Genomic DNA, 14,090 nt, shown 5'->3' with positions numbered 1-14,090 from the left:
GTTCTGCTGGCGGGTCCATCGATGGCATTCGCCGAGCAGGTTCGCTCCATCAACGCACCGATTGTCGTCGCGCAGGCGGAGGACCGAGTCTCCCGGGCCCGCGAACTGCTCGAGCAGGCCCAGAACTCGCTGAAGCAGGCCGAAGAGACGGGCGGAGATGTCCGCGCTGCGCGTCGGGGTGTCTCCGAAGCCATGAAGGACCTTCGTTCGGCGGAAACGGCGGGTGGCGGCGGCGCGCCTGCGCCGGATGCCCGTGCGCCTGCGGAGACCGAGCCTTCCCGCCCCGCCCCCCGGCAGGCGCAGCCCAATCCGCCCGCCGACAAGGGCGCGCAGCCCAAGCCCTACCAGCCGCCGGCGCCTCCCGCCGATACCAAGAAGCCGGATGCCCCCGCGCCGAAGCCGGCACCGCCGGCCAAGCCCGACGCCAAGCCTGCGCCGGACAGCCGCGCGGCTCCCGACCGCAGGCCGACGCCCCCGGGTTCGGGTGAGACGCGGCCCCGGCCCCAGCCCGAGCCGGATTCCACCCGCCCGGCCCCCGGCCGCCGTCCTGACGATGCGACGGGTCGGCCGCCGCGCGGCGAACAGGCGCGTCCCGATGCGCCACGCCCCGGCAATGACCGCCCTCGGCCCGACGCACGTCCGCCGCGCCCGGGTGATGACGGACCGTATCGCGACGACTACCGCGATGGCCCGCCGCCCCGCGATATCTTCATCGAGGGACGCCGCCCCGGCGATCGGGAAGTGCCCCCGCCTCCGGGCGCCTATCGCGACGATCCGCGTCCGTACCGTCCCAATGGCCGGTTCATCGATGGCGGGCGCGCCACCGAACGGCAGATCGAGGATACGTTCCGCTCGGCCCCGGTGCAACGGATCGACCGTGGCTATTCGATCAATGAAATCCGTAGGGATCCCAGGGTTCGCGACATGGTGCGGCGTGTCGATCTCGACTCGATCACCTTCGAGTTCGGTTCGGCGCGGGTTCCGGATGATCAGGTGCGAAAGCTGCGGTCCATCGGTCGCGCCATCAGTCGCGTCGTCGATCGCAATCCGAATGCCGTGTTCCTGATCGAAGGGCACACCGATGCCGTGGGCACCGACCTCGCCAATCTCGAACTTTCGGATCGGCGTGCGGCGTCGGTGGCGGGTATCCTGGCCGAGTATTTCGACATTCCCCGCGATGCTCTCATCAGCCAGGGCTATGGCGAGCGCTATCTGAAGATCCCGACGGATGGGCCGGAGCGTCAGAACCGCCGCGTGACCATCCGCAACATCACGCCCCTGCTGCAGGGTCGGTAGTCACCGCAAAGCAAAAAAAGCCCGGCAGTTCCGCTGCCGGGCTTTTTCGTGTCTGGACGCCACACGGTCAGTGCAGGATCTGGCTCAGGAACAGCTTGGTCCGCTCGTGCTGCGGATTGGTGAAGAAGCTGACCGGATCGTTCTGCTCGATGATCTGGCCGCCATCCATGAAGATGACGCGATTGGCCACTTGGCGGGCAAAGCCCATCTCGTGCGTGACGCAAATCATCGTCATGCCTTCCAGAGCCAGCCCGACCATCACGTCGAGCACTTCCTTGATCATTTCCGGATCGAGCGCCGAGGTGGGCTCGTCGAACAGCATTACGCGCGGGTTCATGCAGAGCGAGCGGGCGATCGCCACGCGCTGCTGCTGGCCGCCAGAAAGCTGGCCCGGATATTTGTTGGCCTGCTCCGGGATCTTGACCCGGTTCAGATAGTGCATCGCGATGTCCTCGGCCTCGCGCTTCGGCATCTTGCGGACGTTGATCGGCGCCAGCGTGCAGTTCTCGAGGATCGTTAGATGCGGGAACAGGTTGAAGTGCTGGAACACCATGCCGACCTCGCGGCGCACCTCGTCGATCTTCCGGAGATCGTTGGTGAGTTCCTTGCCGTCGACGACGATCTTGCCCTTCTGGTGTTCTTCCAGCCGGTTGATGCAGCGGATCAGCGTGGACTTGCCGGAGCCCGAGGGTCCGCAGATCACGATACGTTCGCCGCGCATGACCTTGAGGTTGATGTCGCGCAGGACGTGGAACTCGCCATACCACTTGTTGACGTCGACCATCTCGACCGCGACGTCGGTGGAGGAGACCTTCAGGGCGGGCGCAACCGGCGGAAGTTCCTCGGTGGCGACGGAAAGATCCGACATCTTCAGTTCCCCTTGCAATTCATCTGCGGCCCCTGTCGAGCCGTCTTTCTGTAAAGGCAGCATAGCGCGACATCGAGAAACAGAATGCCCAAAACACCATGGCGGCGAAAATATAGCCCGTCAGTCCCGTCACCGGAGAGGCCCATTTGGCGTCGTTCGCCGAGGCCTGGATCTGTCCCAGGAAGTCGTACAGCCCGATGATGATGACCAGCGTCGTATCCTTGAACAGGGAGATGAACGAGCCGACGATGCCGGGAATGACGATCTTGAGCGATTGCGGCAGGATGATCATCCGCATCATCTGCCAATAGCCGAGGCCCAGCGCCTTGGCGCCTTCATACTGGCCGCGCGGAATCGCCTGCAAGCCGCCGCGAATGGTCTCGGCCATGTAGGCGGCGTTGAACAGCGCCACGCCGATCAGGGCGCGCAGGAGCTTGTCGAACGTCACGCCGTCGGGAAGGAACAGCGGCAGCATCACCGAGGCCATGAACAGCACGGTGATGAGCGGCACGCCGCGCCAGACCTCGATGAAGATGGTCGAGGCGAGCTTGACCACGGGCATCTCCGAACGCCTTCCGAGCGCCAGCAGAATGCCCAGCGGCAGGGACGCGATCATGCCGGTGATGGCGACGACCAGCGTCACCAGGAGACCGCCCCAATTGGCGGTCTCGACGGGGGACCAGTCCGAAATCGATGCCGCAGAGCGCGAGCACCGCGGCGACGCAGCCCAGGATGATCCCAACGACATTGCCGGAACCGGCGACAGGCTTGCCGGACAGCCAGGCGAACAGCCCGACGAAGAACAGGATCACCGCCGAAACGATGCCGAATTCGATGGCGAAGCGCAGCGGCGACGGCGGCATCACGCTGTTCGGGATGAGCCGGCCGGAGAACTGATAGTGGCCGCCCGTCAGCAGGATGAAGGCTGCGACCGGAAAGATGCCGAGCAGGAAGATGGCGTTGAGCCGCTTGAAGGGCGCGCGCGGGATCAGCATGGGGATCATGCCGATCACCAGCATCCAGAAGACGAGATCGACGCGCCAGCGCTCGCCGATCGGATAGCGGCCGTAGATGAACTGCGGAAGATAGGCCTTCACATAGGCCCAGCATGCGCCGGTCGATTGCAGGCAGGCCTGCCGGTCCGTTCCCGTCCAGGTCGCGTCAATCAGCGTGAAGCGGATGAACGGCGTCACGGCCCAGACGATGAAGGCCAGCAGAACGACCGTCATGACGCTGTTCAGCGGCGTCGAGAACAGGTTCTTCCGCATCCAGCCATTGATGCCGACGGAATTGGCCGGCGGCGCCTGGGCCGGGATGAGGGCGTTGCTGACGAAGGTTTGGCTTGGAGCATTCATGGCGCTGCCCTCACCGTTCGACCAGCGCGGCGCGCTTGTTGAAATAGCCCATGACCGCGGAAGTGAGGAAGCTGAGGCCGAGATAGAACAGCATCCATATGCTGACGACTTCGACCGCCTGCCCCGTCTGGTTCAGCACGGTGCCGCCGACGGCGACCAGATCCGGATAAGCCACGGCCACGGCCAGCGACGAGTTCTTGGTGAGATTGAGATATTGGTTGGTGAGCGGGGGAATGATGACCCGCATCGCCTGCGGAACCACCACCAGACGCAAGGTCTGACCCGAGCGAAGCCCCAGCGAGGCGGCGGCCTCGGTCTGGCCCCGGCTGACGGCCTGGATGCCCGATCGCACCACCTCAGCGATATAGGCGGCGGTGTAGAGCGACAGCGAAAGCAGCAGGCCGACGAATTCGGGGATGATCGTCATGCCGGAATCCGGCTGGAAGCCCCGCCGCAGCAAGGGTCCGGTTTCGTTGAATACCGGCACGTTGAAGTGCAGCGGCTGGCCGGCGAAGAAGAAGGCCGCCACGGGAAGGCCGATCAGGATGGCGAGGTTGATCCATCCAACCGGCGGCCGATAGCCCGTGGCGCTCTGCCGGGCCGCGCCCCATTTGGCGACGAAGATCATCAACGCGATGGCGATCAGGATGGCGGCACCGACCATCCAGGCGGTATCGCCCAGCACCAGCTTGGGCACATGCAGGCCGCCAATGTTGATGTGGAAGACACCAAACAGGGACCATTTCTCGCGCATGCCAGGAACGGCGCGCAAGACCATGAAATACCAGAAGAAAAGCTGCAGCAGCAGCGGGATGTTGCGCAGGAGCTCGACATAGGCGGTGGCGACGCGCGACACCAGCCAGTTGGAAGAGAGCCGCGCGACGCCGACGATGAAACCAATGACGGTCGCCAGGATGATGCCGAGGCCCGAGACGAGGAGCGTGTTCAGCAGGCCGATGAGCAGTGCCCGGCCGTAGGAGGACGATTCGGCGTAGGCGATCAGCTTCTGGACGATGCCGAACCCGGCCGTCCGGTCCAGAAAGCCGTAGCCGGCGGCGATATTCGCCTTCTGCAGGTTGCGCGCCGTGTTGTCGATGATGTCCCAGACCAGCCAGCCCAGGACAAGCACGAAGACGATCTGGAACGCGTAACCTCGGATCGTCGGATTGTTCAGAAGGGTAGCCATGCGTCCCCCTGCGGACGCCGCGCCTCTATCTGCCAAAACTGTATCCCCTCATCGACCGGAGGAACCGGTCTTTTGTCGGTCCATGCGCACGGTTCGGGTCTTGGCGCCCGTCACCGCTGCGAACCACGGACGGCGAACCGTCCGTGGTCGACTCGATCAAGTCAGCGGATCGGGGGCGCGTACTGGATGCCGCCCTTCGACCAGAGGTTATTCAGGCCGCGCGCGATACCGAGCGGCGTGGAGGGGCCGATATTGGCGTCGAAAATCTCGCCGTAATTGCCGACGCCCTTGATGACATTGTAGGCCCAGTCCGCGGGAAGGCCGATCGGCTCGCCGAAATTGCCCTCGATGCCGAGGAAGCGCTTGATCTCCGGATTGTCGGAGGTCTTCTTCTCGTCGATGTTGGCCTTGGTCAGGCCCAGCTCTTCGGCGTTCAGCAGCGCGAACAGCGTCCATTTCGCCAAGGTGAACCACTTGTCGTCGCCCTGGCGGACGGCCGGTCCGAGCGGCTCCTTGGAGATGATCTCCGGCAGGATCATGTGCTCGTCGGGATTGGTCAGCTTGAGGCGCTCGGCATAGAGGCCGGAGGCGTCGGTGGTATAGGCGTCGCAGCGGCCGGCCTCATAGGCCTGCAGCACTTCCTCGTTCTTCTCGAACGCCACGACCTCGTAGGGCATGTTGTGCGAGCGGAAATAGTCGGCGAGGTTGAGCTCGGTCGTGGTGCCGGTCTGCGTGCAGACCTTGGCGCCGGAGAGCTCCAGCGCTGACGAGACGCCGAGCGCCTTGCGGACCATGAAGCCCTGGCCGTCATAATAGGTGACGCCGACGAACTGCAGGCCGAGCGAGCTGTCGCGCGACATCGTCCAGGTCGTGTTGCGGGAAAGCACGTCCACTTCGCCGGACTGCAGCGCGGTGAAGCGCTCCTTGGCGTTGAGCGGCGTGAACTTCACCTTGGTCGGGTCGTTGAAGATGGCGGCGGCCATTGCGCGGCAGAAATCGACGTCGATGCCGCTCCACTCGCCCTTTTCGTCCGTGGCGCCGAAACCGATCAAATTGCCGCCATTGGCGCCGCATTGAAGAAAGCCCTTGGCCTTCACGTCTTCAAGCGTGCCTGCCCCGGCACCCGTTGCGCCTGTCAGCGCCATCGCGGCGCCAATCAGAATAGAAGCAATCTTCCTGTTCATCGTGCAGCCTTCTGTTCCCCTGGAATACCCGTCGTTTCAGGCCGATGCAGTATCGTCTCGTTACCGAGATCTTCGATCCAGCCATTCGACATGGATGGATCCTGCAATCTTCCCGATCCATCTGTACCGGGCACAATCCGCTTATGAATTGATCCTCGTCCCGCGTGTCGGAACTTGAATTGACCCGTGCATCACATGGCATTATGCCAAGCCGGTCAAGGGGGCGCGGTTCTGCCGACAGACCATTGTTTCAGCAAAGGTTTTAGAAAGAGGCACCAGCGTGGGAACGAAGTTCCCGCCCCCGCCCGCCATTTTCTTCGGAGTCCTGCATGTCCCGCAATGACAAGAATACGTCGATGGAAAAGCCGCTGACGCGCCTGGTGCGCAGCGGGCGGGATCACGACCTGACCGGTCCGTTCGTCAATCCGCCGGTCGTGCATGCCTCGACCGTCCTGTTCGAGACCTCCGACGATATGCTCGGCGGCCAGCAGCGCTACACCTATGGCCGTCGCGGCACGCCGACGATCGAGGCGCTCGAAATGGCGATGACGGAAATGGAGGGCGCCGAAGGGACCGTGCTCTGCCCGTCCGGCCTCTCCGCCGTGTCAACCGCCCTGCTCTCCGTGCTTCGGTCCGGCGATCATCTGCTGATGGCCGACAATGCCTACGACCCCGCCCGGAACTTCGCGCGCAACATGCTGCAGCGCCTGGGCATCGAGACAACCTTCTTCGATCCCAGGATCGGCGCCGCGATCGCCACGCTCTTCAAGCCCAACACCCGCGCGGTCTACCTAGAGAGCCCGGGTTCGCTGACCTTCGAGATTTCCGACATCCCGGCGATCGCGGCCGTGGCACATGCCCGCGGCGCCTTCGTGCTGGCGGACAACACCTGGGCTACGCCCTATTTCTTCAAGCCGCTCGAACATGGCGTCGATCTCGCGATCCTGGCCGGCACAAAGTATCTCTGCGGCCATTCCGACGTGATGATCGGCACCGTCGCCGCCAATGCCCGCACTCACAGGATGCTCCGGGACACGCATGGCGACATGGGCCTCTGCGTCGGGCCGGACGATATCTACCTGACGCTGCGCGGCATCCGGACCATGGGTGTCCGCCTCGACCGCCAGATGCAATCCGGGCTCACAATCGCCGGCTGGCTCGAAGGCCGGGCCGAGGTCGGCCGGGTGCTGCATCCGGGGCTGCCGTCCGATCCCGGCCACGCGATCTGGAAGCGCGACATGACGGGCTCCAGCGGCCTGTTCGGCATCGTCATGAACGATTGGAGCCTCGATAAGATCAAGGCGTTCCTGGACGGCCTGCGGCTGTTCGGACTCGGCTATTCCTGGGGCGGTTTCGAAAGCCTGGCGATCATCGGCCGCCCGAACCGCGCGGCCAGGCCCTGGCCGGTCGAGGACCGGATCATCCGGCTCCAGATTGGACTGGAAGACACGTCCGACCTGATCGCCGATCTGGAAGCGAGCTTCGCGCGCGTCAGCAATCTCAGCTGACGGCGCCGCTCTCGCGCGCCAGCTTCCGCTCGTGCAGAATGAACCAGACGTTGCGGAAATAGATGAACAGGCCGGCCGCCTGTCCGGCGATGAATACCGGATCCTTGCGGTAGATCGCATAGACGAGCAGAAGCGCGCCGCCGAGGATCGAGAAGGTCCAGAAGGCGGCGGGCACGACGCTCTTCTTGGCCCGCTCGCTCGCGATCCACTGCACGACGAAGCGCATCGTGAACAGCGCCTGCGCGACGAAGCCGAGCAGGATCCACACATCGAACTGCTCCACGAAGACGTGGTGCAGCCAGTTTCCAATTGCGCCGAAAAGATTACCGGCCATCGATCGTCACCTCTGTCGGCGCGGGAATATTCTTCCGCCGCCGGATCAACCACCACACACCGAATAGATCGAGAGCGCCGACGAGGCCGCGATCCAGGATGCCATATTTGGACGTGCCGTGACGACGGTTGCGGTCGACAACGTCGACATGCGCGACCTTGTAGCCTTCACGGATCGTCAGGGCCGGCAGGTAGCGGTGCCAGCCGTCGAAATAGGGAAACAGCAGGAAAACCTCGCGCCGGACCGCCTTGAGGCCGCAGCCGGAATCGCGCGTGCCATCCTTGAGGATCGCGCCGCGCAGCCGGTTGGCAAAGCGCGAAGCCATCCGCTTGGCGCCGGAATCGGTGCGCTTCAGGCGCTGGCCGGCGACAAGCGCCGTCTGCGGGCCGCCCTGCTCCAGCGCGTCCAGCATCGCCGGCATGAAGTCGGGATTGTTCTGGCCGTCGCCGTCAATCGTCAGCACCACGTCACCACGCGCGGCGAGCAGGCCGGTGCGGACGGCGGCGCTCTGCCCGCTCGACCGGGTATCTCGCATCGAGCGCAGCCAGGGCCGGTCGCGCATCAGTTCGCGGATCACGGCTGGCGTCGCATCAGTCGAACCGTCGTCGACGACGATGATCTCGAAACGGCGCCCTGCAAGAGCGGCGGCGATCTCACCGATCAGCTCCGGCAGGTTTTCCGCTTCGTTCTTGCACGGGATGACCACGGAAACGTCCGGCCGCGTCGTCAACCGGGCGTCCGCGTCATGGTGGGTCAAGACGGTTTCGCCGGGAGCGGGCATCGTCATAGGAACCGTCTCCGATGGATTTGAGCGCCGCGATCCAGATCCGCCGTCCCAGGAGCGCATCCAGAAGCCCGGCAAACAGGATCGCGACACGCGCGGGACTTCCGAAACTGATCCGGATCGCCGCAGTGCGCGCGGTTATAGAGCCGGTCGATCCGCGTGCAAAGCCCCAGCCTGCGGCGGCAAAACGTCCGGCCAGCCAAAGGCTGAACGCATAGCCGAAAATCAGCCCGGCCAGGATGTCGCTTGGATAGTGGGCGGCAACGACCACCCGGCTTGCTGCAATGGAAAGCCCTAGGATCAGAAGGCCCAGGCGCCAGCGCGGAATGACCAGGAAACCGATGGCGATGAGCGCCCCTGCTGTGGTCGCATGGCCGGAGGGGAAGCTCTGGAAGCGATAGGCGAATTCCAGCGGATGCAACGCCAGGGCGCCGTATTCGTCAAAGGTCGGCGGGCGTCCGCGTCCGATCAACTGCTTGGCAATGTTGACGAGAATTCCGGAGCCGGCAATCGCCAGGAAGATGTAGGCGGCAAGCGCACCGATCTCCGCCCAGGCAGCGCGGACCAGCGGCGGCACGATCTTCCAGCGGCCAGACAACAGCACCAGGACCACAATCCCGGCCGGCACCAGTTCCCATTGCGACTTGCCGAAATAGGAAAGCCAATCGCCGATGAAATAGACGACGCGGGGCAAGGCGCGGGCTCGCTCCACCGACAGGCCATCGAAGGCGAGCCCGACGATGGCAATCAGCGCCACGCTGATCACGACCAGCGCGAGGATGTCGGAAGTCTGGAAGACCGGCGCGTGGGTGGTCGGGCGCTGCTGCACCCGGCGTGCCCGCTCGGCAATCGCCGCGCAGTTCTCGCGCGGCCAAGACAGCCGCTTCTTCAGGCGGAAAAGCGCTACCTTCACGGCGTAGCGCTCCGGGGGACGAAGACATGCAGGTCGAGCATGCGGCCGCCGTTCAGCGCATAGCCGCGCACGACGCTCGCCTCGTCCACGATCATGCCGAGATCCTCGGCGCGTTCGTTGAAGCTCTGCAATTGACGCTTTTCGACAAAGGCGGCGCGGCAATCGCCGGCCGCGAGGAAGTTGGCGGCGCCGCTGCCTTCCGTCAACAACGTGTTCGTGCCGGCGAGAAGGACTAGGCTCGGCTCGGCGAAGCCTGCGCTGGCGAAGCGAGGGCTCGGGCACGTCAGGGCGGCATGGCCGGCGCGGGCCAGATTCTCGCTGATACGGGTCTGCTGATAGCCTGGCAGCACCATGCCGAAAATGCCGAGATAGGTGACGATCGCAGCTAGGACCGCGACGATACTGCTGGCAATCGGCGACAGGGCGAACAACCGGGCTGAGACGAGCCCGACCAAGGTGGCGGCCAGCAGGACGACGATACCGAGGACCGGCACCGCCTCGCCGAGCAGGAACGCGATCACGGCAGCGGCGATGGCGAGGGCGAAGGGAAACAGCGCGGCGCCGGACGCGGCGAAGCGGGCGAACCAGCCTCGCGTCCGAATGCCGCCGCCGTCGAGCGCGGCGGCCGTGGCAATCGCCATCAGCGGATAGAGCGGCAGGACATAGTGCGGCAGCTTGGTCGGCGTCGCCTCGACGGCGAGCCAGAAGGGGATCACCGACGCGACGGCATAGAGGATCACGGGTTGCCGGAAGCGGTCCATGATCCAGGATATTCCGGCGCTGAAATAGGCGGCGACCGGCCAGAAGGTGAAGAACATCAGCAGCAGATAGGCGCCGGGTGGGGCGCCGTGCGATTCCTGGACGCTGACGACCTTGCCGATCAGGTCCTTGCCGACCGCCTCTTGGAAGAAGGCGCCCTTGCTGGCGATGCCGATGGCGACGAACCAGGGCGCCACGACGACGAGCATCCAGACCAGGCCCGGCAACGGCGCCAGTTGCTTGAACCAGCGGAAAGAGCCGCCGACGACGGAGAGCAGGATCAGCGGACAGGCGATCGCCGCCAGCCCCACAGGCCCCTTGATCAGGATCGACGCGCCGAGCGCGGTCCAGAAGATCGCGGCGAGCTTGAGATTGCGCTCCGTCGACGTGGAGAGCCATGCCCGCGCCAGCGCGCCATGCGCCACAAGAATGGTGGCCAGCAGCACCGCGTCGGTCTTGGCGAGGCGCGCCTCGACGCCGAGCAGCACGGTGGAGGCCATGAGCAGCCCGGCCAGCAGGGCGACGCGCGGACGCCCGAAGGCCATGGCCAGCCACCAGGTCAGGCAGGCCGCCAGGATCGCGCCGATCATCGACGGCAGGCGATAGACGCCGATCGGCGCGTCCGGCCCCGTTCCCGTCACCCAGACCGCGATCGACTGCAGCCAGTAGATGCCAATCGGCTTTTTGTAGCGGGTCTGCTCCTGCAGCCGGATATCGAGGTAATTGCCGGTCTCGACCATCTGGTGCGTCGCCTGCGCGAAGCGCGGCTCGTCACGGTCGACCGGGGGGAGCGTCGCAAGGCCAGGCAGGAAGGAAAGCAGCGCCACGAGGGCGATCAGAATGAGGCTCGCGGAGGATGAACAAGCGATCCGGTCCACGGCGCTTTCGATTCTCGTGGCGAGGCGCGACCAGATCGCCCCTGTCCCGCCTGCGGTCGCCTCGGCTCTGCTCACGCGCCTACCGTCCCATTCCTGTCCGTGCCCGAAGCGAGCGGGATATAGCGAAGTCCGCGCCGCAGCAACAGCGGCACGCTGCGCCGCGCGGATCCAGCGCATGCGGGCGCGCGGATCCGCCTTGAGAAATCGATCACAGCCCAAACCGATTTGTCGTGCTAACAGACGGACATGGATGAATGGATCGCCCTTGGAATCATCGCCCTGATCGCACTGCCGATCATGGCCATTTCAGCCTTTGTCATGTCGCTCGGCGCACGCCGGCGCATCCGGGCGCTCGAATCACGCCTGCTCCTGCTTGAGCAGCACCCTCCCGCTGCATTGGCGGCAGCGCCCGCCGAGAGCCCGCCCCTTCCGACCGTTGACATTCTTGAGCCGACGCCTGAGGCGGACGTGGCAGCCCTCCCGCAGGAGGCTGACGAGCCGTCTCCTCTGGAGTTGGTGCAGACGCCCGCGGACGCTGCACCCAAGCCACCACAGCGGCCGAAGGAAAGCTTCGAGCAGAAGCTTGGCGCTCGGTGGGCCGTCTGGGTCGGCGGTCTGGCGCTGGCGCTCGGTGCGATCTTCCTCGTCCGCTTCTCGATCGAGGCCGGCCTGCTCGGGCCGGGTGTGCGCATCGCCTTCGGCGCGCTGTTCTCGCTCGTCCTGCTGGGCCTTGGCGAATGGCTGCGCCGTTCCGACCGGATCACGGCGATTTCGCGCATCCCGGCAGCCAATGTCCCGGGCATTCTCACGGCCGCCGGCACGGTCGGCCTGTTCGCCACGGTCTATGCCGCCTATGCGCTCTATGGCCTGATCGGACCCACGGCCGCCTTCATCCTGCTGGCGCTGATCGGCATGGCGACCATGGCCGCTGCCGGCCTGCATGGCGCCTGGCTTTCCGGCCTCGGCCTCGTCGGCTCCTATGTCACGCCGCTGCTGATCTCCAGCGACGCGCCCAACATCCTGGCGCTGATGATCTATCTGGTCGTCGTGACGACGTTCGCCTTCGCGCTGGCCCGGCTGCGCCTCTGGCGCTGGCTGGCGATCGCGGCCAGCATTGCCGCCATCCTCTGGGGCTTCGTCATGTTCGGCGCGGGCGCCGGCGCGATCGAAAGCGGCATCTATGCCATCCTCCTGCTCGCCCTCGCCTCGATCTTCCTGGTCGTCGATGTGCAGCGCGACACGACCACCGATAGGCCGGACTGGTTCGCCGTCGGCGTGCTGGCCGGTATTGCCGCCCTCCTCGTCGTCGGCGCGATCGCTCGCGATTATGCCTCGGCGAGCATTGCCGCCAGCCTGATCGGCGGCGCCATGTTGCTGTTGCTGGCACGGCGCTACGACGCGGTCGCCTTCGTTTCGCCGGTCGTCGCCATCGAACTGGTCGCGCTTCTGTTCTTCTGGCCGGCCGCGGCCCAGGCAACGCTCGAGCCGGTCACCTATATCGTCGATGCGCTCTCGACCTACTTCCCCCTCCCCGACGCGATCCGCATGTTCGGCATCGTCGGCTTGCTGGGATCGGCGGCGCTGATCGCGAGCGCCTTGACGCGGTTGCAGGCGCGACCCGAAGCCGGACCTTTCGCCACCACGGCGCACGCCGCGGCGGCCAGCGCGGGGCCGGTGGTGGTCGCCATCGTCGCCTATCTTCGCATTACCGGCTTTGTCTCCAGCATCGCCTTCGCCGCCGTGGCGCTGGCTCTGGCTGCCCTCTATGCCGTTCTGACCGAGCGCTTTGCCCGCCGCGAGCGTGACGGATCGGCGCTGGATCAGGTCCCGACCGGCCTGTTCGCCGCCGGCGCCATCGCGGCCATCGCCGCGGCGCTGACCATGGCACTGGAAGGCGGCATGCTGACGACGGCGCTGGCCCTCGCAGCTTTGGGCGCCGCCTGGGTGCAGTTGCGCCGCCCGATCGGCGTGCTGCGCTATGCGGTCGCCGTCCTGGCGCTGCTGGTGCTCGGCCGCATCGCCTGGGACCCCTACATCTTCGGTGTCCGCGCCGGGAGCGGCATCTATCTCTCGATCCTGATCGGCTACGGCATCCCTGCCGCCGCCTTCGCCACCGCCTCGGTTCTGCTGCGGCGGGTCCGCGTCGATCGCGCCGTGTTCGCGGCGGAAGCGCTGGCGGTGATCATGTCGGCGCTGCTCGTGGTGTTCGAAATCCGCGCCATCGTCTTCGGCGGCGATCTGCTGACGCCGGCAACCGCACTCAGCGAACAGGGCCTGACGACCGCCGCGGCCTTTGCCTTTGCGCTCGGTCTCTCGCGTCTCGCGCAGAGCCGACCAAGCCCGGTGTTCCGAATCGGTGGAGCGCTGGCCCGCATCTTCGGCTTGCTGAACGCGGTGATCGGGCTCGGCCTCGTGGTCAATCCGCTGTTCACCGGCGATCCCGTCGGTGGCGGCCCGGTGTTCAACGAAATCCTGCTCGCCTATGGCCTGCCGGCCGTTCTCGCCGGCCTGGTAGCCTTCCGCACGCCGCCGGCCAGTCTGCGCTGGCTGCAAGGCGCGACCGGCGCCGTGGCGCTGATCCTCGCCTTCGCTGCCGTCACGCTGGAAATCCGTTTCCTGTTCTCCGCCTCGCCGGACCTCTCACGCGATCCGATCGGTTCTGCCGAGTCCTATGCCTATTCCGCGGCCTGGCTGGCGCTCGGCATCCTGCTGCTGGCCTTTGGCCTCGTCTTCCGGCAAAGGGCGGCCCGATTGGCCTCCGCGCTGCTGATCGTGGTCACCGTGCTGAAGGTCTTCCTGATCGACATGTCGAACCTGGAAGGCGTCTGGCGCGCCCTCTCCTTCATGGGGCTTGGCGCGGTGCTGATCGGCATCGGACTCGTCTATCAGCGGCTGCTCTTCGGCGGGTCCCGCGCTTCCAGCGAGCCCGACGAGTTGCCGCCGGAAACAGGAACGCCGGCCGACACATAGGGCATTTGCCAGGAACTCCCTTCGCCCCCATCCGTTGGGCTAACGAAGGGAGAAT

Annotated in this window: 10 protein-coding genes and 1 pseudogene; 3 read left to right on the top strand and 8 right to left on the bottom strand. The window is 65.7% G+C overall.

Features of this window, described 5'->3' with window-relative positions; genetic code table 11:
• Positions 1-21 precede the first annotated feature (21 nt).
• Positions 22-1,296 carry an OmpA family protein gene (locus ACHMWQ_RS14935; protein WP_396308053.1) on the top strand — a complete coding sequence of 425 codons (1,275 nt, stop codon included), beginning with the start codon at positions 22-24 and terminating at the stop codon, positions 1,294-1,296.
• Between the two features lie 67 nt (positions 1,297-1,363).
• Here the strand turns inward: ACHMWQ_RS14935 and ACHMWQ_RS14930 are convergent, their stop codons facing one another.
• The 4 genes and pseudogenes from ACHMWQ_RS14930 to ACHMWQ_RS14915 all read right to left on the bottom strand — a co-directional run bounded on the left by ACHMWQ_RS14930 (position 1,364) and on the right by ACHMWQ_RS14915 (position 5,889).
• On the bottom strand, positions 1,364-2,164 hold the full coding sequence (locus tag ACHMWQ_RS14930) for an amino acid ABC transporter ATP-binding protein (RefSeq protein WP_323181628.1): 801 nt from the start codon (positions 2,162-2,164) through the stop codon (positions 1,364-1,366).
• 19 nt (positions 2,165-2,183) lie between these two features.
• Positions 2,184-3,519: pseudogene (locus ACHMWQ_RS14925) on the bottom strand (amino acid ABC transporter permease).
• Positions 3,520-3,529: 10 nt separating this feature from the next.
• Positions 3,530-4,705, bottom strand: a complete 1,176-nt coding sequence (locus ACHMWQ_RS14920; protein WP_396308052.1) for an amino acid ABC transporter permease — start codon at positions 4,703-4,705, stop codon at positions 3,530-3,532.
• Positions 4,706-4,866: 161 nt separating this feature from the next.
• Positions 4,867-5,889, bottom strand: coding sequence for an amino acid ABC transporter substrate-binding protein (locus ACHMWQ_RS14915; RefSeq protein ID WP_354549104.1), 1,023 nt, complete (start codon positions 5,887-5,889; stop codon positions 4,867-4,869).
• Between the two features lie 329 nt (positions 5,890-6,218).
• Between ACHMWQ_RS14915 and metC the strand changes: the two genes are divergently transcribed.
• A complete protein-coding gene (metC, locus tag ACHMWQ_RS14910; protein ID WP_396308051.1) occupies positions 6,219-7,397 on the top strand; it encodes a cystathionine beta-lyase in 1,179 nt (392 codons plus the stop codon).
• Here metC and ACHMWQ_RS14905 read toward each other — a convergent pair.
• The 4 genes from ACHMWQ_RS14905 to ACHMWQ_RS14890 are packed head-to-tail and all read right to left on the bottom strand — an operon-like array spanning position 7,390 to position 11,065.
• A complete protein-coding gene (locus ACHMWQ_RS14905) occupies positions 7,390-7,731 on the bottom strand; it encodes a lipid-A-disaccharide synthase N-terminal domain-containing protein (RefSeq protein ID WP_354549101.1) in 342 nt (113 codons plus the stop codon). The two genes, metC and ACHMWQ_RS14905, sit on opposite strands and share 8 nt — an antisense overlap.
• A complete protein-coding gene (locus ACHMWQ_RS14900) occupies positions 7,721-8,518 on the bottom strand; it encodes a glycosyltransferase family 2 protein (RefSeq protein WP_396308050.1) in 798 nt (265 codons plus the stop codon). Before ACHMWQ_RS14900 ends, ACHMWQ_RS14905 begins: the two co-directional genes overlap by 11 nt.
• A complete protein-coding gene (locus ACHMWQ_RS14895) occupies positions 8,475-9,428 on the bottom strand; it encodes a phosphatase PAP2 family protein (protein WP_396308049.1) in 954 nt (317 codons plus the stop codon). The genes ACHMWQ_RS14900 and ACHMWQ_RS14895 overlap by 44 nt, the downstream gene beginning before the upstream one ends.
• Positions 9,425-11,065: an ArnT family glycosyltransferase gene (locus ACHMWQ_RS14890; RefSeq protein WP_396308048.1), complete on the bottom strand. Its 1,641-nt coding sequence runs from the start codon at positions 11,063-11,065 to the stop codon at positions 9,425-9,427. Before ACHMWQ_RS14890 ends, ACHMWQ_RS14895 begins: the two co-directional genes overlap by 4 nt.
• Positions 11,066-11,311: 246 nt before the next feature.
• On the opposite strand from ACHMWQ_RS14890, the gene ACHMWQ_RS14885 reads away from it, so the two are divergent.
• The gene (locus tag ACHMWQ_RS14885) at positions 11,312-14,035 is read left to right on the top strand and encodes a DUF2339 domain-containing protein (protein WP_396308047.1); all 2,724 of its coding nucleotides are present in this window, start codon (positions 11,312-11,314) and stop codon (positions 14,033-14,035) included.
• Positions 14,036-14,090: the final 55 nt, after the last annotated feature.

Source organism: Kaistia sp. UC242_56, assembly GCF_044452255.1.
Taxonomy (GTDB): domain Bacteria; phylum Pseudomonadota; class Alphaproteobacteria; order Rhizobiales; family Kaistiaceae; genus Kaistia; species Kaistia defluvii_A.
The sequence above is the reverse complement of the archived record's forward strand: the minus strand, read 5'-3'. Positions and strand labels throughout refer to the sequence as shown.

Coding starts and splice junctions, on each gene's coding strand:
- ACHMWQ_RS14935 (WP_396308053.1), top strand. CDS start 22: ATGGCATTCGCCGAGCAGGTTCGCTCCATCAACGCACCGATTGTCGTC.
- ACHMWQ_RS14930 (WP_323181628.1), bottom strand. CDS start 2,164: ATGTCGGATCTTTCCGTCGCCACCGAGGAACTTCCGCCGGTTGCGCCC.
- ACHMWQ_RS14920 (WP_396308052.1), bottom strand. CDS start 4,705: ATGGCTACCCTTCTGAACAATCCGACGATCCGAGGTTACGCGTTCCAG.
- ACHMWQ_RS14915 (WP_354549104.1), bottom strand. CDS start 5,889: ATGAACAGGAAGATTGCTTCTATTCTGATTGGCGCCGCGATGGCGCTG.
- metC (WP_396308051.1), top strand. CDS start 6,219: ATGTCCCGCAATGACAAGAATACGTCGATGGAAAAGCCGCTGACGCGC.
- ACHMWQ_RS14905 (WP_354549101.1), bottom strand. CDS start 7,731: ATGGCCGGTAATCTTTTCGGCGCAATTGGAAACTGGCTGCACCACGTC.
- ACHMWQ_RS14900 (WP_396308050.1), bottom strand. CDS start 8,518: ATGACGATGCCCGCTCCCGGCGAAACCGTCTTGACCCACCATGACGCG.
- ACHMWQ_RS14885 (WP_396308047.1), top strand. CDS start 11,312: ATGGATGAATGGATCGCCCTTGGAATCATCGCCCTGATCGCACTGCCG.